The following is a 23,548-nucleotide window of genomic DNA, read 5'->3' on the forward strand; positions in this document are numbered from 1 at the left end:
GATCAGGCTTCTTTCTTCAGATCCTCGATCTTCTGCTCCAGCGACTTGATCAATGCGTCTGGACCGCCGTCGACCACCGTCTTGGCGAAATCAGAGCGCATCTGCGCCATCTGCGAGATCGAACCGGAAAGATAGATGTCGATCACGCGCCAAACATCTTTGTTGTAGCGGAACAGATAGTTGAGCTCGACCGCCTCGCCGTTCGAACGGAAGAGCTTGCTCTCGACCAGAGTCCGGCCGTCACCAGCAGGCTTCGCTTCGCCCACTTCGAACTTCTGGTTCTTGAATGATTTGAACCGTGCGGCGTAGGTCGTGACCATATACTTGTTGAACGTCACCAGGACGGCGCCCTTTTTGTCGCCCGTCATCTTGGTCCATTCCGGCCCGACCGAGATCTTGCACATGGTCGCGACGTCGAACGTATTGTTCAGGACCGGCTCGATCTTCTGATAGCGACCATCGAAGCCCAGTTCGGCACCGTGCTGCATGCAATCCAGCAGCGTGGCATAGAAGGCCTTGATCAAGTCGATCGGCTCGGCCGCCGCCTGGGCGAAGGCCATATCCGGCCGCAACAGAGTCGCTACGCCGATCACGGCCAGCGCCTCGCGACGCGAGAATTTCGACATGTTCATGCCCGCGCGCTCGCCTCTGCAACACCGAGGGCGGTCAGCGCCTCGGTCACAATGTGACGTGCATTGAGGCAGGCGACATCGTACTGCTTCTGCGGCGCATCATGGTCGATGCAGATATCCGGCAATGTCATCGGTCTGATCTTCAGTCCTTTATCAAGCGCACCGCTCTTGGCCAGGAACTGTAGGACATGCGCCGCAAAGCCGCCAATGGAGCCTTCCTCGATCGTGATCAACACTTCGTGTTCACGCGCCAGGCGCTTCACCAGATCCTCGTCGAGCGGCTTGCAGAAGCGGGCGTCGGCAACCGTGCAGCTCAATCCCTTGGCACCGAGTTCATCGGCAGCCTTCAGCACCTCGACCATGCGCGTGCCGTAATTGAGGATGGCGATTTTGGTACCTTCGCGGACGATGCGGCCCTTGCCGATGGGCAGCACTTCACCACGTGCCGGCAGATCGAGGCCGATCCCCTCGCCACGCGGATAGCGGAATGCGCTGGGTCGGTCGTCGATGGCGGTGGCCGTTGCCACCATGTGCATCAGCTCCACTTCATCAGAGGGCGCCATCAGCACGAAGTTGGGCAAGCAGCCCAGATAAGCGATGTCGTAATTGCCGGCATGCGTTTGGCCGTCCGCGCCCACCAACCCGGCGCGGTCGATAGCAAACCGCACCGGCAGGCTCTGGATGGCGACATCGTGCACGACCTGATCGTAGCCGCGCTGCAGGAAGGTCGAATAAATCGTGCAGAACGGCTTCATGCCTTCCGTCGCCATACCGGCGCAGAAGGTAACCGCGTGCTGCTCGGCAATGCCGACGTCAAAGGTGCGATCCGGGAATTCCTTGCCGAAGGCGTCGAGGCCCGTCCCGGACGGCATCGCCGCCGTCACCGCCACGACCTTCTCGTCGGACTTTGCTTCGGCAATGAGGGCCTTGGCGAAGACACCGGTATAGCTCGGCGCCTTGGGGGCAGATTTCTGCTGCACGCCGGTCGCCACGTCGAACTTCACGACGCCATGATAGCGGTCAGCCGAATTTTCGGCCGGGGCATAACCCTTGCCCTTTTGCGTCACGACATGGACCAGCACCGGACCGGGCTCGTCGGACTTGGCGAGGTTCTGCAACACCGGCAGCAGGTGATCGATATTGTGTCCGTCGATCGGCCCCACATAGTAGAAGCCCAGTTCTTCGAACAAGGTACCGCCGCCGGAAATGATACCGCGTGCATATTCCTCGGCCCGGGCCGCCATCTTCTGCAGACGGTCGGGCAGGATGCGCAGCGTGTCCTTGGCGAAATGGCGCAGCGACCGGAACGAGGTCGAAGAGAGCGAGCGCGACAGATAGGCCGACAGCGCGCCCACGGGCGGGGCGATCGACATGTTGTTGTCGTTAAGGACGACGATCAGCTTTGTATCGCGCGACCCGGCATTGTTCATGGCTTCATAGGCCATGCCGGCCGACATGGAGCCGTCGCCGATGACGGCAATGCAGGCACGCTTGCGGCCCTGCATCTCACTGCCGACGGCCATGCCGAGAGCGGCCGAAATCGAGGTCGAGGAATGGGCTGTGCCGAACGGGTCGTATTCCGATTCCGACCGTTTCACGAAGCCGGACAATCCCCCGCCCTGGCGCAGCGTGCGAATCCGATCGCGTCGACCCGTCAGGATCTTGTGCGGATAGGCTTGATGTCCTACATCCCAGATCAGCCGATCGTAAGGTGTGTCGAATACATAGTGGATCGCGACGGTCAGCTCGACAACACCGAGTCCGGCGCCCAGATGGCCACCCGTAACCGAGACGGCATCGATCGTCTCCTGGCGCAGTTCGTCCGCCAATTGGCGCAGATCCGAGGGGTCGAGCTGGCGCAATTGCGCCGGCGTGACGACACGGTCGAGCAAGGGGGTTTTGCTGGTCAAGAGCGATGCCTTTTACACATTGTTGACGCGCCACGAGACGGCAATCAGTAAACACCCAACGCCGGGATCGTGACCATTCATGCTTCAGCGAATCCGGGTGCTTATAGGCAAAACACCGGCAAAGTGCCACCCCTTTCCCGGGGGTATTTCCTTGGCTCCGCAGTAAAACCCCCGAAATGGTTGACCAAATCGTTCGATTATTGCTCGGGAACCCGTGACTATGCTGATGTTAACCATGCCCATCCGGATTTGCAGTGGTCAAACAAGGCAATTCTGTGTAAACGGTGCGATTAGTTCCGGCTTATTGCAGCGGCGAATGTGCGTTGCGTTCCGGCGCCAAGACTGAGCGCCAAGCTAGGATATTTGTCGGATTTTGTTGAGTAGAGTGGATCGACTGGCATGCGGGTAGTTTTGGCTCAGCCGCGCGGGTTTTGCGCCGGCGTTGAACGCGCGATCGAAATCGTCGAGCGCGCCCTTGAGCGTTTCGGCCCGCCGGTCTATGTGCGGCACGAGATCGTGCACAACCGGCATGTCGTCGAGGGACTGCGCGCCAAGGGCGCCGTCTTCGTCGAGGAACTCGATGAAATCCCCGAAGGCCGCTATGCCATCTTCAGCGCCCACGGCGTTTCCAAGTCGGTGGTGCAGGCTGCCCAGGATCGTGGCCTCAACGTCATCGATGCGACCTGCCCGCTTGTCTCCAAGGTTCATACCGAGGGCACGCGTTACGCGGACCAGGGACGCCAAGTCATCCTTATCGGCCATGCCGGGCATCCGGAAGTCGAAGGGACGATGGGTCAGGTGCCCGGTGGCGTCCTCCTCATCTCCACGGTCGAGGACGTGGCGACCCTTGAGGTCCGCGATGCCTCGAAGCTCGCCTACATCACCCAGACCACACTGTCGGTAGACGACACCAGGGCCGTGATCGAGGCGCTCAAGGATCGCTTCCCGGAGATTGTCGGCCCCAATACCAAGGACATCTGCTACGCAACGCAGAACCGTCAGCAGGCGGTGCGCCAGCTCGCCGAGCAGGTCGATCTGGTCCTCGTAATTGGTGCACCGAACTCATCGAATTCGAACCGCCTCAAGGAACTTGCCAAGGAACTCGGTATTCGGAGCCATCTCATAGAGGATGCCTCGCAGCTGAAGCCGGAATGGCTCGCCGATGTCAGTTCCGTCGGTGTGACCGCCGGTGCGTCGGCACCTGATATCCTGGTCCAGGACCTTGTCGCCCGCCTGCAGGAGATCAAGGACGTGCAGGTCGAATTGATGGTCGGCGTCGAAGAGAATGTCCGCTTTCGCTTGCCGCCCGAACTGGCCGATCAGTCGGCTGCGGCCCAGTAAGAAAAAGAAGAAGGAGATCACCCTTGTCCGTTCCGTTGCGCCAAGCCATCCGCGTGGGCTCGTATGTGGTCAAGCAGCACCTGCTCGGCCGCAAGCGTTATCCCCTGGTGCTCATGCTGGAACCGTTGTTCCGCTGCAACCTCGCCTGCGCCGGCTGCGGCAAGATCGATTATCCGGCCGACATCCTGAACAAGCGCATCTCGGTCGCTGAGGCGCTCGAGGCCGCCAATGAGTGCGGTGCGCCGGTCGTTTCCATCGCCGGCGGTGAGCCACTGCTGCACAAGGAACTGCCCGAGATCGTCGACCGCCTGATCAACGAGCAGAAGCGCTCGGTCTATCTCTGCACCAACGCTCTTCTTCTCGAGAAGAAGATGGACCTCTACAAGCCCTCGCCCTACTTCACCTGGTCGGTCCATCTCGACGGGTCGAAGGACGAACACGACAAGTCCGTCTGCCAGGAAGGCGTCTACGTGCAAGCTGTGGACGCGATCAAGAAGGCAAAGGCCGCCGGCTTCAACGTCAACATCAACTGCACTTTCTTCGACGGCACCAACCCGGACCGCGCCGCCGCCTTCTTCGATGACGTGATGGCGATGGGCGTTGACGGCATAACCGTCTCGCCGGGCTATGCCTATGAGCGTGCACCCGACCAGCAGCACTTCCTCAATCGCAAGAAGACCAAGGAACTGTTCCGCGCGATCTTCCGCAAGGGTGATGGCGGCCGCCGCTGGCAGTTCAGCCAGTCGACCCTGTTCCTCGACTTCCTCGCCGGCAACCAGGCCTATCACTGCACGCCGTGGGCCAATCCCACGCGCAATGTCTTCGGCTGGCAGCGCCCCTGCTACCTGCTCGGCGAAGGCTATGCCCGCAGCTTCAAGGAGCTGATGGAAACCACCGACTGGGATAAGTACGGCGTCGGCAACTATGAAAAGTGCGCCGATTGCATGGTCCATTCCGGCTTTGAGGGCAGCGCCGTCAAGGACACCATCCGCAATCCGCTGAAGGCGCTGAAGGTCGTCCGCAAGGGCATCGAAACCGAAGCGCCGATGGTGCCCGACATCTCGCTCGAAAAGCAGCGCCCGGCCGAATACGTTTTCTCAAGCCATGTCGAAAAGGCGATGGCCGAGATCCACGAGGAAAAGGAACGCCTAAAGCAGTCCCGCGCGGCTGCGGAGTAAGGCGTTCATCGCGGTCCGCGACCTGAGCGCGACGCGGATCAGCCCCGGCAATTGCCAGGGCTTCTTCAGGAGAGACAGAAGGACGGCACCGATCGCGGGCCGTCCTTCTTCATTGAGGCCGACCAAAGCCGCCTCAGGCAACTCATCATCGACCGTATCGGCGACGGCACGGATGACGACGAACGGCAGGCCGCGCGCGGCAGCCACGTCCGCCACATGATGGCTTTCCATATCGACCGCGATGGCACCGGTCTGCTGAAAAAGCGTGCTCTTCTCCACCCGGCCGGCAGCGACCGAACGGCCGGCAACCAGCCCGCCGCGCGCGCTAAATTTCGCGGCAATCGCGTCCCGCTGTGTGGCATCGCACGCGATGACACGGCCGTCCGGCATCTGCACACCGTCGGCCAGGATGAGATCGCCGGGCTTCAGCGTTGGATCGAGCGCGCCGGCAATGCCGAAGCTCACCAAGGTTGTGACGCCGCCCTCGGCAAGCGCCAGCGTCTTGCGCCGCGTCGCCTCGGCGTGACCGCCACCGGAAATGACCGCAAAGCCGAGGCCGTCCAGCAGCCTCGCTTCCGACACCATTCCGGTGACAATCCCCAGCTTCATCACATGCCGTACATGACGTGCTGGGAATTGCCCTGCTTCAAATTGCGGTAGCGCGCCATCGCCCAGATCGGGAAGAAGGATTTGTAACCATGATAGCGCAGGTAGAAGACACGCGGGAAACCGACGGCGGTATATTCCTGCTCGTCCCAGGTGCCGTCCTGCTTCTGCGTATCGGTGAGATAGGCCATGCCGCGCTTGACCGCATCGCTCTCCACCTCGCCCGCCGCCATCAAGCCAAGGACCGCCCACGCCGTCTGCGACGGAGTCGATTCCGGCCCCTCACCACGCGGCTTGTCGGCCCAGTAGCTGTCGCCGCTTTCGCCCCAGCCGCCATCGGTGCGCTGCTTGCGTTCCAGGAACTCAACCGCCTTGCGCATCGCCGGATGATCGGCAGGGATACCGATTGCGTTCAAGGCGCACAGTACCGACCAGGTGCCGTAGATATAGTTGGTGCCCCAGCGGCCGAACCAGGCCCCGTCCGCTTCCTGCTCGCGCAGCAGATAGTCGACGGCCGCCTTCACCTTGGGATGGTCGATCTTGTAGCCGAGCTGCGCCAGCATCGAGAGGCAGCGCGCCGAGACGTCGGCCGTCGGCGGATCAAGGAGCGCCCCGTGATCGGCAAAGGGAATGTGGTTGAGATAATAATATTCATTGTCGGCGTCGAAGGCACCCCAGCCGCCATTCTTGCTCTGCAGGCCGAAAATCCATTCGACGGCGCGGTCGATCGATTCCTTGTAGTGGGCATGGTCCAGGCGATCCATCGCCATCACCACCACCGCCGTATCGTCGACATCCGGATAATGCGGGTTGTTGTACTGGAAGGCCCAGCCGCCCGGGCGGACGCCCGGTGCCGCCGCAGCCCAGTCGCCCACCACGTCGAGGATCTGCCGGTCCTTTAGCCAGTCGGTGGCCGCCGTCACGCGCTCGGCCGCCGCACCGCCCACTTCGAGCAGCGCATGCGAGGCGAGCCCCGTGTCCCAGACCGGCGACAGGCAGGGCTGGCAATAGGCCTCGTCTTCCTTGAGGACCATCAGCTTCTCAATCGACTGCTTGGCGATGACGAAGTTGGGATCGTCCTTGGGAAAGCCCAGCACGTCGAACATCATCACGGAGTTCGCCATCGCCGGATAAATGGCGCCGAGCCCGTCTTCGCCGTTCAGGCGCTCGATGGTCCAGGCGACCGCCTTGTCGATCGCGCGCTGCCGGAGCCCCTTGGGGAAGAAGCCATCGACCCGCTGCAGAATGCGGTCGACGACGCGGAAAAAGACAGCCCAGGGACCCTTGCGGTCCATATTGTACCAGTTCGTCACCTCTTCGGGCGGCACCAGGAAAAGTTCCTGCACGTCGACCTTCTTCGGATTGCGCGCCTTTGGCTGCTGCGACATGAGGACGAGCAGCGGCACGATCACGGTCCGCGACCAATAGCTCACCTTGTCGAGATGGAACGGGAACCAGCGCGGCAGATGCATGATCTCGACCGGCATCTTCGGCACGCCGCGCCACGGAATCTGGCCGAACAGCGCCAGCTGGATCAGCGTGAAGACATTGCTCTTCTGCGCGCCGCCGAAATCCAGGATCGCTTTGCGCGCCTTCTGCATATAGGGCGCGTTGATATCCTCGCCGCAGCATTTCAGCGCGTAATAGGCCTTGACCGAAGCCGAGATGTTGAAGGCGCCGCCGTGATAGAGCGGCCAGCCGCCATGATCGCCCTGGATGTTCTTCAGATAGGCGACGATCTTCGTCTCGGTCGCGGTATCGATCTCATTGAGGAAATGCTTCAGCAGAACGTATTCGGCGGGAATCGTCGCGTCGGCTTCCAGTTCGAACGCCCAATGGCCGTCGGGCCGCTGCAGCTGCAGCAGCGCCTCGGCACCTTTCTCGATTCCAAGCTCCAATCGTCCGGCCAATGCGGAAACGTCCGTCTCCGCCTGGGCAGCGAGGGTTCGACTGCTCATTCTTTTGAATCACTCTAATATTTTCCGATGACAGGGCTGGAGAATGCTCGACTTTCCCCCTGTTTTCAACCCTTTAACTGAAAACCAGCCAGATGCGACCGAGTGCCTAAGGCCAACAATTTCAATGCTTTATTAATGCTCATCCGGCATCTTGGCCGCTTCCGGCGGCGGGATCTGATGTTCACTCGTTCAAAACAATGGTTGGCGGCAAGGCTGTCGCGACAGCTTCTGGCGGCATTGGCGATCAGCGTGTTCCTGATCGGCGCGCCGGCCGGCCTGCTGCTCTACTTCTTCAGCGAGCGCTGGGCGATCGAAGATGCCAAGCGCATCATCGTCAGCGTGCAGGAAGGCAAGGAACGGGAAATCGAGCAGGCTCTCGCCACCGCGGACCCGAGCCTCCTGAAGCTCACCGCCTTCATCGAGACAGCCATGCAGGCACCGCCCAGCCCGAGCGACAGCGACGCATTGCGCAAGCTGGTCGTGCCCTTTCCCGACGGTTCCTGGCGGTCCGACCCAGCGCATTTCGATGGTCGCCTTCATGCTGGCATCTATATCGACCCAAATACCGAACGCACGCCGTTCACCGACGCCTTCCACGCCCGCCTGCAGCCTATTGTCGACCTGTACGGTGCCGGCACGGTGCCGCGCTTCGATACGCTGTGGGTGCTGACCCGCTGGCATTCCAGCATCGTCCTGATGCCACGGGTTCCCACTTATGTCTGGGACGCAACGCCCGACGACGATTACAACGAAACCGACTGGATCAAGGGTGCCGACCCCGCCGTCAATCCCACCCGCGCGCTTTACTGGACCAAGCCCACCTACGACACGGTGGCACGCTCCTGGATGGTCAGCGCCGTTCGCCCCCTTGATATCAACGGCGCGTGGATCGGTACGATCGGCCATGATTTCTTCCTCGCCGGCCTGTTCGAGCGACTGTCCGGGGACCAGACCTTTGCCGGCGCCGAGGATTTCCTGGTAGACGCCAATGGCGACTATATGCTGGCCGGGCGCTGGCAGAATGCCATCGAAAGCGCGGCCTTCGGCAATGCCGACAAGACAAGAATCGATGGCCTTCTCGCGCCGATCTGGAAGAAGCTTGGCCCAATCTCGGATGCAAAGGCCGTCTCCGCCACATTCGACGGCCAGCCGGTCCTCGCCTCGGTCGCCAAGATCGCGGGGCCCGACTGGACCTTGCTGCATGTCGTGCCGCAGGAAAGCATTGCCGGCCGCCTCTCGGATGCCTTTCTCGGCTCAGCCATCGTCACCCTGCTTGCCTTCCTTCTGGTTGCCGCCGCAATCCACGGCCTGATGCAACGGCGCGTCGTGGAACCGCTGCGTTATATGGCGGATACCGTGCAGCATTTCGAAAGCGGCGACGATAACAGCCGTATCCGCATGCCGCGCAGCGATGAGATCGGGCGCCTGGCCGCCGCCTTCAACATCATGGCGGAAAAGATGGGCAAGTCCCGGCGCAAGCTTGAAAAAGCGCGTGCCGAATTGGAAAGCCGCAACAGGGAACTGCAGCGCGCCAACCGCACCAAATCCAATGTGCTCGCCAACATGAGCCATGAATTCCGCACGCCGCTCAACGCGATCCTCGGCTTTTCCGATATCCTTCAGATGCAGCTATACGGACAGCTCGGCGACGCCCGCTACGTCGAATATGTTGGCCACATCCACAGCAGCGGCAAGCATCTCCTGGAACTGATCAACGACATCCTCGATCTCACCAAGATCGAGGAAGAGAAGATGGAACTGAAGTTCGAGGATTACGACGTCCTGCCGTTGATCGACGGCTGCCTCGCGATGGTGCGACCCGCCGCCAACACGCAAGGCGTGACGCTCAACGGCCCGATCGACCAAACCCCGGTCACGATCAATTGCGACCGACGCGCCGTCAATCAGATGCTGCTGAATCTGCTCAGCAACGCCATCAGGCACACGCCCGCCAAAGGCTCGGTCAGCGTCACCTTGGAAAGATTGCCGGAAGGTGGTGCGGCCCTCATCGTCACCGATACAGGGTCAGGCATCCCGGACAAGCTCCTGCCGCTGCTCTTTTCGCCCTTCGGCATCCGCTCGGCCCAGACGGCGGAGCAAAATCCGTCCCAGCGCGGCGGAACCGGCCTTGGCCTCTCGATCACCCGTGGCCTCATCCATCTCCACGGCGGTGAGGTCAAACTCGAGACGAAGGTCGGCAAGGGCACGCAGATGACCCTGATCTTCCCGCCGGAACGCGTGCGAACCCCGATGCCGGAAACGACTCGCCCGCTGGCCACCGCCTCCATTTGAGCGCGTCTCGTCCGGCCAGATTCTGAGAGTCAATGCCGGCGAGCCTGTGCCGGCGGGTCGATATCAGCGCTGCAATTTCAGATGCACCACGTCGATGGAGCCCGCCTTGAAGCCGGCCTCGCAATAGGCAAGGTAATAGGTCCACATGCGGCGGAAGCGCTCGTCAAAGCCCAGCGGCTGGATCTTCGGCCAAGCGTCGAGAAAGGTGTGCCGCCACTCGCGCAAGGTCCGCGCATATGAGCCGGCAAAACCTTCCTCTCCCGCAAAGTGGAGGCCGCTATCGCCGGCCAGATTGCGCAGCACCGAGCTGGTCGGCAGCATCCCGCCGGGAAAGATATAGCGCTGGATGAAGTCGGCGTTGCGCCGGTAGTTCTCGAACCTTTCCTCGGCGATGGTGATGATCTGCAGCACCGCCGTGCCGCCCTGGTTGAGCCTTTCCCGCAGCACATCGAAATAGCGCCGCCAATGCGCCTCGCCCACCGCCTCGAACATCTCGATCGAGACGATGCTGTCGAACTTGCCGGGACAGTCGCGGTAATCCTGCAGCCGCAGATCGACGCGCTCGCCGAGCCCCTGCCGCGCCATCCGTGCCTGCGCAAAGGCCAACTGTTCCTTGGAAAGTGTCAGGCCCGTGACGTTGCAGCCGAATTCCTTGGCCGCCACTTCGGCAAAGCCGCCCCAGCCGCAACCGATCTCCAGCACATGCTTGCCCGGCGCCAGTTCGGCCAGTTCCGCCACCCGGCGGTACTTGTCCGCCTGCGCCGCTTCCAGACCGTTGGCCCCGCGCTCGAAATAAGCTGATGAATAGGTCATGGTGGGGTCGAGCCATTGCCCGTAAAAGGCGTTCCCCAGATCGTAATGATAGGCGATGTTGCGCTTGGCACCGGCCTTCGAGTTCGGGCGCATCAAATGCATCAGCCGGTGCCACGCCTTGACCAGCTTCTTGCCGGAAAGGGCTGCTTCCATCGCCTGCTCGTTGCGGGCCGCGAGTTCGATGAGGCCGGTCAGGTCCGGACTGTCCACCTCGCCCGCCATATAGGCTTCGGCAAAGCCGATATCGCCGCCACGGATCAGCCGCTGGATACCGCGAACGTCGCGAATCTCAAGCTCGGCCTCCGGTCCCGGCTCGGTACCTTCGACGGCATGCCGTCGACCATCAGGAAAGAGCACAGCCAGCCTGCCGACTTTCAGCTGGTTCAGCGTGTGGCTGAAAACGCTCTCCCACAACCCAGAAATCAGTCGATGACCTCGTTCTGCCCCGGTCATTATCGCCCCCCGACGTGTCCAATTTTCTCTGGTCGCGTACTCCCTCATCCCGGGGAAAGTATCGGCCGATCCGGGCCATTTGTGAAGCGACTGGCCGTCGCGGCCGCCTTCCCGGATTTCTCAATGGATTCCAGGGCGATAAGGCTATGCCCACCTCGACCCGCACCTTGTCGGCGTGGCACACTGAAAGCTCTCAGGGAAGGTTTCCGATATGCCGCTCCTCCAGGCCGCCGATTCAATTCTGCTGTGCGTCGACTTCCAAACGCGCCTCATGCCGGCAATCCATGATGCCGATACCCTTATCGGCAACGCCCAGCGCCTGCGCCGCGGCGCTGAATTGCTGGACGTCCCCCTTCTCTTTACCGAGCAGAATCCCAAAGGCCTCGGCGGCACGGTCGCGGATCTTGCGCCGGATCCCAGCCGCACCTTCGTCAAGATGAGCTTCAACGCCTGCCGGGGCACCGATCTCCTCGCCCGGCTTCCCGCTGGCAAAACCGTGCTGGTGACGGGTGCCGAGGCACATGTCTGTGTCCTGCAGACTGTCTTTGGTCTGTTGGCCGCCGGCCGCCGCGTTTTCGTTGCAATCGATGCCATCGGTTCGCGTCGCCCGGAAAGCCGGGCTGCGGCCATCGACCGCATGATGAAAGAAGGGGCCGGGATGGTCACCACGGAAATGGTGCTTTTCGAATGGTTGGAAAGCGCGGAACATCCCCGCTTCAAGGATGTTATAGCTCTGGTGAAATAGGAACGATCCGACAGGATAGCGCCCCATTTTTGCCATCATCCGGCGTCAATTCTGCGCCGACCCCAAGATCAGGTTCTGGACATCGCGACCGGGACCGTTAGTCTTGGGCCGATTTTATCTGGTACAGGCTTGCCATATGCGGTTTCGCCGCTTTCTCCCCCGTCTCCTCACGCTCATCGTCCCAGCTCTCTTTTGCTTGGCGCTGCTGCATGCCGGCAATTCTGCCTTGGCGCAAAACAACCAGGCGCCCAATCCTCTGGCCGACGTGGCCGAGCGCTTGGTCGAATGGGACAAGACACTGAAGAAGACCGAGGCCGCCTTGCAGGAGGAGGCGCTGGCCCCGGCCGAAATCGATGCCGCCACCAAGGATCTCGGCGCCGTGATCGCGGGCGCCCAAGCCTTGCGCACGGCCAGCCAGCAGGCGGCTCAATCCGTCGCCACCGAATTGCAGAGCCTCGGCCCGCCGCCGGCCGAAGGCGCGCCGCCCGAGGATGAAAAGGTCGCCGACACCCGTGCCTCTCTGACCAAGCGTCAGGCTGAACTCGACGGTTATGTCAGTCAGGCCCAGCTCACCACCGTTCGCGCGCAAAATCTCGTGGCAGCACTTGGCGTCCACGAACAGGGCCAGCGGACCGCCTTCATGCTGAAGCGCCTGCCCTCGCCGCTCAAACCCTCCGTCTGGCTCGCAGCCTGGGACCAGATGCTCATCGCCGTTGACGATTCCCTCACGGCGCCGCAGCGCTGGTGGCGCGCCATCGCTGCCGAGAATTTGGAAGGCATCGTCCTCATCGGTGGGGCGCTGCTGATCATCGTCTCGCTCGGCATCGCCTGGCAGATCCACCTTTTCCTGCGCCGCCGCTGGGGGCCTAATCCGACGATCGAGGAACCGAGCCATGCGCGCCGCATCCTGGCCGCCGCCTCTATGGCCGTCTCGGATATCTTGCTGCCCTGCATCTTCCTCGGCGCGCTCGGCTTGCTCGTCGGTTGGATCGTGCCGATCAAGAGCGACTTCTTCTCGCTCCTCGTCCGGGGCGCCACGCTCAACCTCATCGTCTTCCTGCTGGTGTCCGGCCTTGCCCGCGCAACCCTGTCGCCACACGCACCGACCTGGCGCGTCATTCCGGTAACGCCGCAGGGTGCGCTGCAGATCGCCAACAAGGTGACATTGCTCGCGATCATGGTGGCGATTTTCAACATGGTCTATCTGATGGGCACCAAGGATGGGCCCATCGCGCCGGATTCCTTTACCGCCTGCAATACCTTCCTCCGCGACGTCGTCATCTGCGTCATCGCCCTCTCGCTGTTGAAGCGCGAATATTGGGCGGCACCCGATGCGCGCCTTGCCGGCATCATGGGGTCCGTGCGGCGGTTGCTTATCTTCGTCGCCTGCGTCTCTCCGCTCATTTCGCTGGCCGGCTTCTCTTATCTCTCCGAGACAATCCTTATTGCCGTCACCGCGACCCTGGTCGTGGTCGGCATAGCTTGGCTGCTGCGATCGGCTCTGCTCGAAGGCCTGGCGCACATTCTCGGTGCCGAAGTGACCGATGAAGGCGCGGCCGCCGAACCGGGCAAGGCCCATGCGCTCCGCCTCAGCTTCTGGGCGCGCCTCCTCGTCGAAACGGTACTGTGGCTGCCGGCGCTCTATCTGCTGCTGCTTTTCTACGGTCTCTCGCCGGCGCTGCTCAATCTCATCATCAACCGCGCCGTCGGCGGTGTGCAGGTAGGTCAGGTCAACCTGTCGCTCAGTGACATCGTCCTGGCCCTCTTCGTGCTGGTGGCCGGTCTCTTCATTGTTGGTCGCGTCAAACGCTGGCTTGGCGATCATGTCATGCCGCGCTCCCGCTTCGACGTCGGCCTGCAGAATTCCGTGACAGCCGGCTTCGGCTATGTCGGCAGCATCATCGTCATCACACTCGCCGTGGTGACACTGGGCATCGATCTCTCCAGCATTGCCATCATCGCCGGTGCGCTGTCCGTCGGTGTCGGTTTCGGCTTGAAGACGGTTGTGGAGAATTTCGTCGCCGGCATCCTCATTCTCATCGAACGGCCGATCAAAGTTGGCGATTGGATCGTCGTTGGCGGCACCGAAGGGACCGTGAAACGTATTTCGGTGCGTTCGACCGAAATTGAAACCTTCGACAATGCCAGCGTCATCTTTCCCAACTCCGAACTCATCGCCAATGCGGTCGTGAACTGGACCCTGCGCGACCGCATTGTCCGCATCGTCATTCCCATGCGCGTGGTTCCGGGTTCCGATACCAAGCTGGTGCGCGAACTGCTCCTCGACTGCGCGCGACAGCAGCGGCGCATCTGTTCAGAGCCGGCGCCGACCGTTCTCTTCAAGCGCTTCGTCGATATCGGTCTGGAGTTCGAACTGCGTTGCTTTGTGATCGACACGGCCTATGTCAACCAGGTGACGTCGGATCTCAATTTCGCTATCGACAATGCGTTCCGGGCTCACGACATCGACATGGCACACACGGCGAGCTTCATTCGGCCCAAGCCGGAGGCGCCCGCGCCCGTAACCGAGCCAGTCAATCAACCCAAACCTTCAGGGCCGATTGCCCGCGAAGAATAAGGCTTTCCGCCCGGTCCGCGTGACGCTGGTCACAGATATATCTGCAATTTGAGGGACTTTCGAACCAATCCTCGCACCCTGCCGACTGACAGTCATCGAGGCCGCATTGTCGCGGTCCGCGCTTAGGACGGAGGATTTTTCCATGCGCAAGTTCAACCTTCTCGCGGTTGTCGCCTTCAGCACTTTGGCGGCTGCCTGCGCCCAAACCGGTCAGTCGACCGCGAATGCCTCATTCTGTGACGAGCTTTCGCAGGAAGCCTTCATGCAGGCCGTCAATGAGGGAAAGTGCGATCTCGACATCACCACGGCCGCCGGTTCATCGGACCCGTCCAAATCGCACAGCACTGGCGACAGCGATCACGGCGGCGATGGCGGTGGCGGTGGTGAGGATGGCGGCGATCCTGGCAAGGATCCGGGCAACGATCCGGGCAATCCCGGCACTGGACCTGATCCAGATCGTGGCACCGATACCCATGCGAGCAGTGATGCCCTCTGACGGGAATGCTTGACCGACATTGAGCAATGACGGATGGCGGCGGCACTGCTAGTGTCGCCGCCATGCTCGATTTTCTGGTTATCGGTGCCGGTCTTGTCGGCCTTGCCATCGCCCGCCGCCTCGCGCGGTCCGGGCGTGAAGTCGTCATCATCGACAGCGGTCCCGCCATCGGGACTGAGACCAGTTCCCGCAACAGCGAAGTCATCCATGCCGGCATCTACTACCCGACCGGCAGTTTGAAGGCGCAGCTCTGCGTCACCGGCCGCAAGGCGCTCTACCGCTATTGTGCGGCGCGCGGCGTTCCCCATCGGCAGTGCGGCAAGCTGCTCGTCGCGACCGACGAGGCGCAGCGCCCAGCGCTTCAGGCGCTCGCCAACAAGGCGCTCGCCAATGGTGTCGACGATCTGCAAATACTTTCAGTGGGTGCAGCCCGGGCGATGGAGCCGGAACTCCAGTGCGTCGCGGCCTTGCACTCACCCTCAACGGGCATCGTCGACAGCCATCAATTGATGCTGGCCTATCTGGGTGATGCCGAGAATGCCGGCGCATCGCTGGCCTTGCGGACGCCGCTGGAACGCGGCCGTTGGCGGGGCGATCATTGGCAGATCGGCGTCGGTGGCGACAATCCGGACGACCTCGCGGCCCGCCATGTGATCAATGCTGCCGGCCTCTATGCCAGCGACGTTTCCCGCGCACTTGGCCTCTCACCGGACCGCGTCCCGGCGACCCATTATGCCAAGGGCAATTACTTCGTGCTTCAGGGCGGCAAGCCACCCTTCAGCCGTCTCGTCTATCCGGTACCCGAGCCGGGCGGCCTTGGGGTCCATGTCACGGTCGATCTTGCCGGGCGCGTGCGCTTCGGCCCCGATGTCGAATGGCTCGACCGCATCGACTATGCACAAGACCCCGCGCGCGCGGCCAAATTCTATCCGGCGATCCGACGCTATTACCCGGCACTTGCCGACGATGCCCTCGTCCCCGCCTATACCGGCATCCGCCCCAAGCTCTCGCGCGACGCGCGTGTCGACAGCGACTTCCTCATCCAAGGCCCCGGCGAACACGGTGCCGAGGGCCTCGTCGCCCTCTACGGCATCGAATCCCCCGGCCTTACCTCAAGCCTGGCCATCGCCGAACGCGTCGGCTCGCTGCTGGGCATTGAGGCAACGACCGAGGACGCGGAACTCTTCCACGGCTAGCGGCTACGGTAGATTGAATTGCCTGGAAGGGGGATGGTGCCCAGAGCCGGAATCGAACCAGCGACACTGTGATTTTCAGTAGATGCACACGCTGGATTACTAAGCAAAAGCGGCTATGATTCGTGACTGTGCTAGGCACTGTGCTACGACGCTGTGTCACGATCAGGGCAAAAAGAAAGGGGCCAGACGCTTGTCTGACCCCCTTCGATAGACCCTCAGAGAGGGCGCGAGCTTACTTCTTTTTCGTCGTCTTGGGAGCGGCTTTCGGGGCGCGTGACGGCGCTTGAGCGTCGGCAGCGACACGAGCTAGCGCAGCGTCAAGGGCCGCGTCGAAGTCGCCAGCCTTCGTCTTGCTGATCAAGAGATCAATCGTCTTGCTCAACGCCTTGGGCGACTCACAGACGATAGCGTTTGACTTCCCATCAAGCAGCACAGGCTTGCGCCCGATCATGGGACAGAAGTAGACGCCCTTCTCAGTCTCGTCCCACAGCTTCTTGACGGGGACTTTCTCTTTGCCCCGTAGCCACTTCGCGTCAACGTTGGTGATGCGCTCTTTCTGCGCAGTCAGCATTTCAATGAAGCGATTGCGCTTCTTTGTGATCTTGTTGAGCGAGTTATCGGCTTTGGTCGAGAATTCGTAGGTAGCGAACTTCAGTTCAGACATAGCTGTTTTCCCTTTTCGACAATGTATTGGACGCAGTGCAGCAAGCGGATCATCTGGGCGACGTCCTTTGCTTCTGCTGCTGCGCGGACAAATTCAGTCTCAATCAAGATCAGCGGTGTCCCGCTGTTCGCGATCAAGTCGTCTAGCTCGGCAGTCGTTCTGCCGTAGCGTTCACGTTGCTCTGCTTCTGTCATCGATACCCTTTCTAGTGGTGTTTCTCGTAACACCAACTCGTCATAGGGCATGTCCTGGGAAGTCCAAAGGGAAAAGCCCCACACATCGGAGGGGCTTTTTCAAACGTCTAAAGTGAGGGTAGTTCTGTAGGGTCAGCCTATACGGTACTTGATTGCAATGGTCCCGTTTGAGTCTCCGGTCGCTGTGTAGCAGCGCAGCCGGTACAAGACGCCGGCACTTCCCCCGCGTAGGACGTGTTCTGTATCTGCGCTGAATACGTCAATGCATCCTGGTGCTGGTGGACACTTGCGGTATGTCACGCCCCCGTCGAATGAGCGCTCAAAGCCTACGCTTCCTGGCCCCGCAAAGCCCCATACGCTGTAATCAACTTCCCCGTTGTAGACGTACCAGTCAGAGACTTGACCAGCTGCGGTAAAAGTCCCCTGCACTACGGGTTGTCTCCCTGACGGTGCTGGAACAAGAGTCACTTCCTTTGCATTGCCGCCAAGGGTGATCTTTCTTTCTTCTTCTATGGACATTCATTACTTCTTCAAATGGTGTTGGCCGCGCTGCCCTCGTTTGATCGCGCTAACGTAGCTAGGCGATATCCCGAACTGTGCAGCAATTATGTTGTTCGGACGCTTGTCGCGGAAGATCCTATTGAAGTCCCTCGGGGAGAGTTTCTTTAGCTGGGCTTCCGCTAGGGCTTTCTTCGCCCCTGGTCTCTTGTAGTGGTTCAGTGCCGACAGGCTCATTCTCAATCGGCTGGCTGGCGTCAGTTTCTTCATTCGTGTTCGCTCTTAGTAGGTTCTCTGGATTGGGTGTCAGTGCGATAGCTTCGGCAGACACTCCCAGCACGATCGGTTGCATCAATCGATCAATGCCCAGGCGAGGTGTTGCTTTGATATCTCTAGCCATTGCTGTCTCCTGTTAGTGTTTCAATGCAGTCATCAACACCGTCTAGGATGCTCCACAGCGTTTCTGTCGTGCTGACTTCGCGCTTCGTCTTGCTACCTGCGGGACGACCTGCCCCGCGCTTGTCCTCGTTGTCGGCGTCGTTCAACGGCGCTTTGATGCTCATGTGTATGTAGAGGTTGTGCTGAAACCAGGAATACTGACTTGCGGTCAGTTTCTTTCCATCAAGGATGTGTTGCACGATCCCATCAGCCATGATCGCGCCCTTGGTGTTGTGATTGCGGGCAAAATATGTCGCAAGCTGTCGCCCGTATCTGATCTTGTCGTCCTTCGTTAGTCTTTGCATCGTCGTGTCTCCCTTTTCTTATCGGACGGTCGTTTGTGTTGCCGTCAGTATATTTATTGGAAACCAGATTTTCAGATGACCAAAGAAAAGCCCCGCCGAAAGGAGAACGGCGGGGCGCATGGACGATGCAACACGTTAGAGAGGACCGTTGCATCTGGGACGGGAGAATTTGAAAGACCGTCCCATGTCGGAAGGAATCTCACAAACTCCGACGCTTGTATTTATACGGCTCGTGTTGATCCGCGGGGACTTTCCACAGATAGCCCGTGAGCGCAGACGCGCTTTCTGCTATACATATTGTCACGACTTCAACCGTCGAGGGGAGCGCGACATTCGTTCAAAAACACGCGCTCCCCGTCTCCTATAGAACAATGAACACGAAACAGAATTACATTCTCGACCATTCAACGTTGAACGCTAACACAGGCTGTCGCCACTGGAAGAATGCAATCGCGAGACGCGACTTTCTTTTCAAGTTTGACGTAAAGGAACACTGGCTAGACTTTCACTGCTACATGACAGCGCATTGTGAATGGCCAGATAACGCTTCGAAGTTCCGCCGCACTTGTCACGATCCAACGTGCATTAGCGGCAAGCACTTAAAGCCATACGTTCCGAAGGTACCACAGGTCAAAGAACAAGTACCTGTTGAGCGACGTATTCCCAAGTTCCGGTCGTTTCGACGGTCGAAGAAATAATTGTGGACAAACCTCAGTCGCTGAAAGATCGCGTCTAAATATGAATGTGCTACTGGCAAACAGCACAGACTTTCGACATTGACTCAATCAGTACAGTTTTACCAAGCGTGTCGAAAGCGCACCCAACCCCGGAAGTTTGCCAAAACTTTTCCGGGGTTTCTTTTTGTGCTTCATATCGCGAATGGTAGCGGCCCGCCAAATGTGCCGATGCAAGGTTGACAACTGTATCTGACCCTCTGCGAAAGACGTAGTAGCGACTACGCAACTCAGGCTTAAAGATCGTGTATCGAAACCGGCAACCCCGCGAGTAGCGAAGCGCTCTAGTGTCATTCAATGTCCGCGCTGCGGTTGACATGCCTGAGGATAAAAAACGGGCGGCTGCGGGTCGTTTCAAAACATTGTAGATCACCAAAGGATGGCTGGGGCTTCCAGACCATCAGCTATGTGAATTGTCGCTTGAATTGGCAACACATGGTCGCGCTAGTTACACAGTGTCTAAAACGGTACCGCTAACCGCCGTTCCTTCAATTGAAGTTGCACTAATTCAAGTATGTCTGACGACATTGTTGCTCCTGGACGAGCGACATATATCCAGCCGACGACCACGGTTGAAGAAACAATCACCACCATTGATACCAAGATACTTGGCCATTCGATTGCAAGCCGTCGACGCGTAGCGGAGACGCTTGCAATCGAGCGAAGCTAACCTACTGTTGATGACCGTGAGCTAGAGTCATTGACGCTAGGGAGCTCCTCCGCTTCGCGTCGTCGCGCTTCGCCAGTTGGTGGTTCTTGATTGTCAATTGGAATCAAACATGACTCACCTTAACACCCCCTACCCTACCCTGGGTCACAACCACTTTATCAACAACCTTGGAGCTAAATGACGCCAAAGTACTTCTACACTGTCTACAAGACTACCAATCTCCTTACCGGTCATATCTACATTGGCATTCATGTAACCCAGTATCCTTTTGACGAATATCTTGGATCAGGCAAGCGTCTCAAGGAGGCCATTGAGCAATACGGTCGTCAACATTTCTCCAAGGAAGTTCTATTCATCTATGACAATCCAGATGACATGCACGACAAAGAGGAAGAACTGGTTGATGAAAAGTTCCTTCGTCGCAAGCTGATCTACAACCTAAGTCTTGGAGGTGGCAATCGTTACACAAGACTCCCTTGGGAGCCACCGCTACCAGCAGGCACTAGGTCCATCGAGGACGAGCTATCACCTAGACGACTCTTAACACTACCAACCCTCGCCCCAGCTGGTGACCAGCTTGAAAACATCAAACGGATCGAGCGACAACACAGGCTAGTCATGTTCGCTCGGGGCCAAGATTCTAAATAGGTGTTCACACTCAAGGACACCTCCAATGACTCAAGTAGAACCTAGACTCCGCTTGCGGCGACTGCTGTTGGCATCAATCACAATGGACGGCCACGGTCACTGGCTATGGGATGGTCGTCATACACCACAAGGGAAACCTATCGTTGCCATTGATGGCAAGTGGTACTCCGTACAACAATTGATACGACTGGCCTTTAGCGTAGTTCCAACGCCACTTGATCACCACCTAGTTCCAACATGTCCAAACAAGTCCTGCTGTTCACCAGGACACTTGATGATGGTTCCAATCAAATATGGTCATGACCTAGTTCGACGTGCTGTCAAGCGTGCATGGGGCACAAAGCGGTCCGTCACGCTTGACGATCTTGAATACGCCGAACAACACCCAGCGAAGCCATACAAGCCTAGAGGTCGCCGGACCTCTAAATCACAGGATGACTAAATATATGTACAAACGACACGACACACGACAACGAATACAGGAGACGAATGACAAACAATCGAGGCCGCCGACCTGGCGCAACCAACCTTTCCAATCGACCAAATCAAGACGGCATCACGCCTGCCGAACTTGATCACGCGCTTTGCACGCTCGCGAAGATCGCTTTCGCCGACGCAGCAGACCCACGCGTAGCCGCATTTCTACAATACTTGGCGAAGTATCGCCGCACCACTTTCAACGACTAAGGAGAACTATGACAACCACTGGAACCAAATACGATCAAGCGCTACAGGCCAACAAGGCAGCATATGAACGCGCAATCAAGATACTTGGTAGCGATGCCGTCTCAGAACTGTTGAACGTCGCACGCTTAGACCGTGACACGCAAATTCTTGAGTGCTTCGCAAACCAACAAGCCAAGACAGAACCCGTCAATGAATGCAGCACTCGTCCAGCAGAGACAGTTGCAGCGAAGCCAGATCACGTCACACAAGATCAGCTAGAGGACGCAATCGACGTGATCTTACGCGCGTTAGATGAGCGTGGACTTAGAGCAACCGCCCGCGCACAGTTCGAATATGTTATCGGCCTGTTGCTCCATAAACGCTTCATCAACCTATGACCTCCACCACCATCACAACCCCAGCCGATCTAACGAAAGCGGAAGCTGCCCTTGTTGCATTGAATGTTCAATACACCATCGGCAGCGATGCCCTGACATTCTCAGTGCGCAGCGCATCACCGATCGACAAGACAAGCCTAGAACGCATCGCTGATCTATTGCTAGTCGGGCGTGGCGCATCATGCAAACGAGTTGCGCTGATCGTCTTGGGCACTTCAAACAACAAAATCAGTCACAGCGTCAAAGCAGCGCTGTTGCTCACACAGAACTAAGGAGAGATATGACCGACAAATACCAAGCGATCAATGAAGCGCTAACGCAAGACCTATGGTTGGTAAGCCGCGAGTCTCGCATCGTGCCTTGGCAGAAGCCACGAGCGATTGAGAGTCGCCCATTCTTCATTGTAGAGTCAGAAGTTGGATTGGAGGCCGATCCTGCACCACAGCATTGGATGGTCGCCTATCCACTCTCGACTTCAAGTAGCGTGGAAACGCTTGCACATGATGACCGCGCATCAAACCACGCACGTCAATGTATGTTGCGCCCGATCTACAACAAGATTGTTGACCAGCTAGACACCGATATCAAAGACCTTTCTTTCGGAGCTGGTGGCAACATCTTTGTCCGTGCTTTCATTCATGTTGATAGCAACGGCAGTGAATTCCTCGCAGTTTCAGCGCATCTGGGCAGTCCAGTGATATGAAGCTGCCCTACCCACTTCGCGCAACGAAGATCAGTATCAGCTTCAATCCGTTCGGCTTCTGGCCCGTTCCTCAGTTTGTCCACAAACGCAATCTGACAGAACGTGCTAGAGCGGATGGTGAAACAATCTGGTGGGTCCGCTGGCTATGGCTTCAAGTGAGCTACGGACGGTGGGTATGAGCTTCTTCAAGTCCCTAATCGACGTTGTGAGCGATGCAGCTACTATCGTCACAGCACCTGTTGAAGTCGCACTTGATCTAACAGCGGTAGTGACGAAGCCGCTAGCAGATGGTGCAAGAGTAATGACACAGACAGTCAAAGACGTAACAGAGCGCGAGTGAGCAACCCGCGTTCTGGACTTCTTTCCAAATTCCAGCCCGTTCTTGACGCCCTGATTCCGCATAGAACTCAAAGCTATTTTTTGTTCGACTTGCCTTTGACCATCCTTTCTTTCACCTCAGGCCGATCATAGAGAGACTTCATAGAAGCAGCTACCAACATGGCACGATCCATATCTTCCAATGCCTTCAGCGCTCGCCTACAAGATGTTTCAATGTTTCGAAAGTCACCAAGCTGAACATTGAATTTCTTCTCTGCATCCGAGTAGAGCATCATGTGCTTTATGTCTTGCCATAGGCCGTATAGCGCAAGCGCACTCAATCGCTGATGTTGATTGTCTGTCACACCTTTCATGATGTTCTCAATCACAGGATCAGGATCAGTATCATTGCGGTTAGGACCATCATACTTGACTCTAAAGGCGCGAACGACCTCTTGAAGTGATCCGCCTTCCGCACCAATGGCCTTTGCATTGTTCATTAGAGCGTCAACAAAGACTTCACCCATGACAAGATAGGCGAACGCCTTTTGCTTGGGACCATGAGTCCGCAGCGCCTTGTCCAGCTCTATGTCTGTGAACTCCTTAGCGAGTTCTACAAGGATGACCTTGCCGACTTCCTCAGCAGCAATGACAGCAATGAAGTATGCAGTCGGTAAGCGCCCGCCATGAGCGAGATAGCACGCATCGTCAAGCAGTCGCCGCGCGTTCGCTAGCCATAGCGCCTTGTCACTTGCGGGATCAACACCTGCACTCGTCACGCTCTGCACCTCAGAGTTAGTCATTCAAAGACGACCGAGACAGCAACGAATTGCCAAGCCTCACTCGCATGAAAGCACTTACAAGCACCTATGACCTCGGTCTTATCGCGTTCGCCTTCGTTCTTTCCTGTGCGCAGAACAGTCATTATGTAAAATCGCCCCACACCCCGGCATGTAGAACCAGCGACTCCCCGCATGTTTCTGCATAGCTCGACGTTACGCATCGATCCAGCGTAACAGGTACCCAGCAATATCAAGCACATGACGAGGCGCAAACTTTTCCTGCGTAACGTCGCGACATGTGACCAAATGCATGTGCCCAGAAAAATCGGCGG

21 protein-coding genes are annotated in these 23,548 nt (G+C 58.7%); 11 read left to right on the top strand and 10 right to left on the bottom strand.

What is annotated here, in order from left to right; genetic code table 11:
- Positions 1-2 precede the first annotated feature (2 nt).
- Both ACE3PP_RS10900 and dxs read right to left on the bottom strand, forming a co-directional pair.
- Entirely contained in the window at positions 3-632 is a 630-nt protein-coding gene (locus tag ACE3PP_RS10900; protein WP_374381857.1) for an ABC transporter substrate-binding protein, read from the bottom strand.
- Positions 629-2,542 (bottom strand): 1-deoxy-D-xylulose-5-phosphate synthase, encoded by a 1,914-nt coding sequence (gene dxs / locus ACE3PP_RS10905; protein WP_374381860.1) that lies wholly within the window; start codon positions 2,540-2,542, stop codon positions 629-631. Before dxs ends, ACE3PP_RS10900 begins: the two co-directional genes overlap by 4 nt.
- A 399-nt stretch (positions 2,543-2,941) precedes the next feature.
- Here dxs and ispH point away from each other — a divergent pair, with 399 nt between their 5' ends.
- Complete coding sequence (gene ispH / locus ACE3PP_RS10910) at positions 2,942-3,883, top strand: 4-hydroxy-3-methylbut-2-enyl diphosphate reductase (RefSeq protein ID WP_374381863.1); 942 nt, start codon at positions 2,942-2,944, stop codon at positions 3,881-3,883.
- Between the two features lie 23 nt (positions 3,884-3,906).
- Positions 3,907-5,061 carry an adenosyl-hopene transferase HpnH gene (gene hpnH / locus ACE3PP_RS10915; protein ID WP_374381866.1) on the top strand — a complete coding sequence of 385 codons (1,155 nt, stop codon included), beginning with the start codon at positions 3,907-3,909 and terminating at the stop codon, positions 5,059-5,061.
- Here the strand turns inward: hpnH and ACE3PP_RS10920 are convergent.
- Together ACE3PP_RS10920 and shc are read right to left on the bottom strand one after the other, a co-directional pair.
- Complete coding sequence (locus ACE3PP_RS10920; RefSeq protein ID WP_374381869.1) at positions 5,032-5,670, bottom strand: nucleoside phosphorylase; 639 nt, start codon at positions 5,668-5,670, stop codon at positions 5,032-5,034. The two genes, hpnH and ACE3PP_RS10920, sit on opposite strands and share 30 nt — an antisense overlap.
- Positions 5,670-7,625, bottom strand: coding sequence for a squalene--hopene cyclase (gene shc, locus ACE3PP_RS10925; RefSeq protein ID WP_374381872.1), 1,956 nt, complete (start codon positions 7,623-7,625; stop codon positions 5,670-5,672). The genes ACE3PP_RS10920 and shc overlap by 1 nt, the downstream gene beginning before the upstream one ends.
- Positions 7,626-7,802: 177 nt before the next feature.
- Here shc and ACE3PP_RS10930 point away from each other — a divergent pair, with 177 nt between their 5' ends.
- Positions 7,803-9,917, top strand: coding sequence for an ATP-binding protein (locus ACE3PP_RS10930; protein WP_374381874.1), 2,115 nt, complete (start codon positions 7,803-7,805; stop codon positions 9,915-9,917).
- A gap of 63 nt (positions 9,918-9,980) precedes the next feature.
- On the opposite strand, the gene ACE3PP_RS10935 is transcribed toward ACE3PP_RS10930, so the two are convergent.
- The gene (locus ACE3PP_RS10935; protein WP_374381877.1) at positions 9,981-11,183 is read right to left on the bottom strand and encodes a class I SAM-dependent methyltransferase; all 1,203 of its coding nucleotides are present in this window, start codon (positions 11,181-11,183) and stop codon (positions 9,981-9,983) included.
- Positions 11,184-11,394: 211 nt separating this feature from the next.
- Between ACE3PP_RS10935 and ACE3PP_RS10940 the strand changes: the two genes are divergently transcribed.
- The 4 genes from ACE3PP_RS10940 to ACE3PP_RS10955 all read left to right on the top strand — a co-directional run bounded on the left by ACE3PP_RS10940 (position 11,395) and on the right by ACE3PP_RS10955 (position 16,198).
- On the top strand, positions 11,395-11,928 hold the full coding sequence (locus tag ACE3PP_RS10940) for an isochorismatase family protein (RefSeq protein WP_374381879.1): 534 nt from the start codon (positions 11,395-11,397) through the stop codon (positions 11,926-11,928).
- A 136-nt stretch (positions 11,929-12,064) separates the two neighbouring features.
- The gene (locus tag ACE3PP_RS10945) at positions 12,065-14,506 is read left to right on the top strand and encodes a mechanosensitive ion channel family protein (protein WP_374381882.1); all 2,442 of its coding nucleotides are present in this window, start codon (positions 12,065-12,067) and stop codon (positions 14,504-14,506) included.
- Between the two features lie 142 nt (positions 14,507-14,648).
- On the top strand, positions 14,649-15,002 hold the full coding sequence (locus ACE3PP_RS10950; RefSeq protein ID WP_374381885.1) for a hypothetical protein: 354 nt from the start codon (positions 14,649-14,651) through the stop codon (positions 15,000-15,002).
- Positions 15,003-15,028: 26 nt separating this feature from the next.
- Positions 15,029-16,198, top strand: a complete 1,170-nt coding sequence (locus ACE3PP_RS10955; RefSeq protein ID WP_374381887.1) for an NAD(P)/FAD-dependent oxidoreductase — start codon at positions 15,029-15,031, stop codon at positions 16,196-16,198.
- A 232-nt stretch (positions 16,199-16,430) separates the two neighbouring features.
- Here the strand turns inward: ACE3PP_RS10955 and ACE3PP_RS10960 are convergent, their stop codons facing one another.
- The 4 genes from ACE3PP_RS10960 to ACE3PP_RS10975 form a co-directional block, all read right to left on the bottom strand.
- On the bottom strand, positions 16,431-16,862 hold the full coding sequence (locus tag ACE3PP_RS10960) for a hypothetical protein (protein WP_374381890.1): 432 nt from the start codon (positions 16,860-16,862) through the stop codon (positions 16,431-16,433).
- Complete coding sequence (locus tag ACE3PP_RS10965; protein ID WP_374381893.1) at positions 16,850-17,107, bottom strand: hypothetical protein; 258 nt, start codon at positions 17,105-17,107, stop codon at positions 16,850-16,852. The genes ACE3PP_RS10960 and ACE3PP_RS10965 overlap by 13 nt, the downstream gene beginning before the upstream one ends.
- A 586-nt stretch (positions 17,108-17,693) precedes the next feature.
- Complete coding sequence (locus ACE3PP_RS10970) at positions 17,694-17,954, bottom strand: hypothetical protein (protein ID WP_374381895.1); 261 nt, start codon at positions 17,952-17,954, stop codon at positions 17,694-17,696.
- Positions 17,947-18,297, bottom strand: a complete 351-nt coding sequence (locus ACE3PP_RS10975; protein WP_374381898.1) for a hypothetical protein — start codon at positions 18,295-18,297, stop codon at positions 17,947-17,949. Before ACE3PP_RS10975 ends, ACE3PP_RS10970 begins: the two co-directional genes overlap by 8 nt.
- Positions 18,298-19,878: 1,581 nt before the next feature.
- On the opposite strand from ACE3PP_RS10975, the gene ACE3PP_RS10980 reads away from it, so the two are divergent.
- The 4 genes from ACE3PP_RS10980 to ACE3PP_RS10995 all read left to right on the top strand — a co-directional run bounded on the left by ACE3PP_RS10980 (position 19,879) and on the right by ACE3PP_RS10995 (position 22,116).
- Positions 19,879-20,349 carry a GIY-YIG nuclease family protein gene (locus ACE3PP_RS10980; protein ID WP_374381901.1) on the top strand — a complete coding sequence of 157 codons (471 nt, stop codon included), beginning with the start codon at positions 19,879-19,881 and terminating at the stop codon, positions 20,347-20,349.
- 695 nt (positions 20,350-21,044) lie between these two features.
- The gene (locus ACE3PP_RS10985; protein WP_374381904.1) at positions 21,045-21,413 is read left to right on the top strand and encodes a hypothetical protein; all 369 of its coding nucleotides are present in this window, start codon (positions 21,045-21,047) and stop codon (positions 21,411-21,413) included.
- The gene (locus ACE3PP_RS10990) at positions 21,410-21,685 is read left to right on the top strand and encodes a hypothetical protein (protein WP_374381907.1); all 276 of its coding nucleotides are present in this window, start codon (positions 21,410-21,412) and stop codon (positions 21,683-21,685) included. The genes ACE3PP_RS10985 and ACE3PP_RS10990 overlap by 4 nt, the downstream gene beginning before the upstream one ends.
- A gap of 8 nt (positions 21,686-21,693) precedes the next feature.
- A complete protein-coding gene (locus ACE3PP_RS10995) occupies positions 21,694-22,116 on the top strand; it encodes a hypothetical protein (protein ID WP_374381910.1) in 423 nt (140 codons plus the stop codon).
- 413 nt (positions 22,117-22,529) lie between these two features.
- Here the strand turns inward: ACE3PP_RS10995 and ACE3PP_RS11000 are convergent, their stop codons facing one another.
- Positions 22,530-23,213, bottom strand: a complete 684-nt coding sequence (locus ACE3PP_RS11000; RefSeq protein ID WP_374381914.1) for an AbiV family abortive infection protein — start codon at positions 23,211-23,213, stop codon at positions 22,530-22,532.
- Positions 23,214-23,548 lie beyond the last annotated feature (335 nt).

Source organism: Dongia sp., from assembly GCF_041910485.1.
Classification (GTDB): domain Bacteria; phylum Pseudomonadota; class Alphaproteobacteria; order Dongiales; family Dongiaceae; genus Dongia.

Excerpts from the sequence above, each read along its gene's own strand:
- ACE3PP_RS10965 (WP_374381893.1), bottom strand. The coding sequence starts at position 17,107 with ATGCCCTATGACGAGTTGGTGTTACGAGAAACACCACTAGAAAGGGTA.
- ACE3PP_RS10935 (WP_374381877.1), bottom strand. The coding sequence starts at position 11,183 with ATGACCGGGGCAGAACGAGGTCATCGACTGATTTCTGGGTTGTGGGAG.
- ACE3PP_RS10930 (WP_374381874.1), top strand. The coding sequence starts at position 7,803 with ATGTTCACTCGTTCAAAACAATGGTTGGCGGCAAGGCTGTCGCGACAG.
- ACE3PP_RS10945 (WP_374381882.1), top strand. The coding sequence starts at position 12,065 with ATGCGGTTTCGCCGCTTTCTCCCCCGTCTCCTCACGCTCATCGTCCCA.
- ACE3PP_RS10955 (WP_374381887.1), top strand. The coding sequence starts at position 15,029 with ATGACGGATGGCGGCGGCACTGCTAGTGTCGCCGCCATGCTCGATTTT.
- ACE3PP_RS10900 (WP_374381857.1), bottom strand. The coding sequence starts at position 632 with ATGAACATGTCGAAATTCTCGCGTCGCGAGGCGCTGGCCGTGATCGGC.
- ACE3PP_RS10920 (WP_374381869.1), bottom strand. The coding sequence starts at position 5,670 with ATGAAGCTGGGGATTGTCACCGGAATGGTGTCGGAAGCGAGGCTGCTG.
- ACE3PP_RS10995 (WP_374381910.1), top strand. The coding sequence starts at position 21,694 with ATGACCGACAAATACCAAGCGATCAATGAAGCGCTAACGCAAGACCTA.
- ispH (WP_374381863.1), top strand. The coding sequence starts at position 2,942 with ATGCGGGTAGTTTTGGCTCAGCCGCGCGGGTTTTGCGCCGGCGTTGAA.
- ACE3PP_RS10960 (WP_374381890.1), bottom strand. The coding sequence starts at position 16,862 with ATGTCTGAACTGAAGTTCGCTACCTACGAATTCTCGACCAAAGCCGAT.
- ACE3PP_RS10980 (WP_374381901.1), top strand. The coding sequence starts at position 19,879 with ATGACGCCAAAGTACTTCTACACTGTCTACAAGACTACCAATCTCCTT.
- ACE3PP_RS10990 (WP_374381907.1), top strand. The coding sequence starts at position 21,410 with ATGACCTCCACCACCATCACAACCCCAGCCGATCTAACGAAAGCGGAA.
- ACE3PP_RS10950 (WP_374381885.1), top strand. The coding sequence starts at position 14,649 with ATGCGCAAGTTCAACCTTCTCGCGGTTGTCGCCTTCAGCACTTTGGCG.
- ACE3PP_RS10940 (WP_374381879.1), top strand. The coding sequence starts at position 11,395 with ATGCCGCTCCTCCAGGCCGCCGATTCAATTCTGCTGTGCGTCGACTTC.
- ACE3PP_RS10985 (WP_374381904.1), top strand. The coding sequence starts at position 21,045 with ATGACAACCACTGGAACCAAATACGATCAAGCGCTACAGGCCAACAAG.
- shc (WP_374381872.1), bottom strand. The coding sequence starts at position 7,625 with ATGAGCAGTCGAACCCTCGCTGCCCAGGCGGAGACGGACGTTTCCGCA.
- ACE3PP_RS10975 (WP_374381898.1), bottom strand. The coding sequence starts at position 18,297 with ATGCAAAGACTAACGAAGGACGACAAGATCAGATACGGGCGACAGCTT.
- ACE3PP_RS10970 (WP_374381895.1), bottom strand. The coding sequence starts at position 17,954 with ATGGCTAGAGATATCAAAGCAACACCTCGCCTGGGCATTGATCGATTG.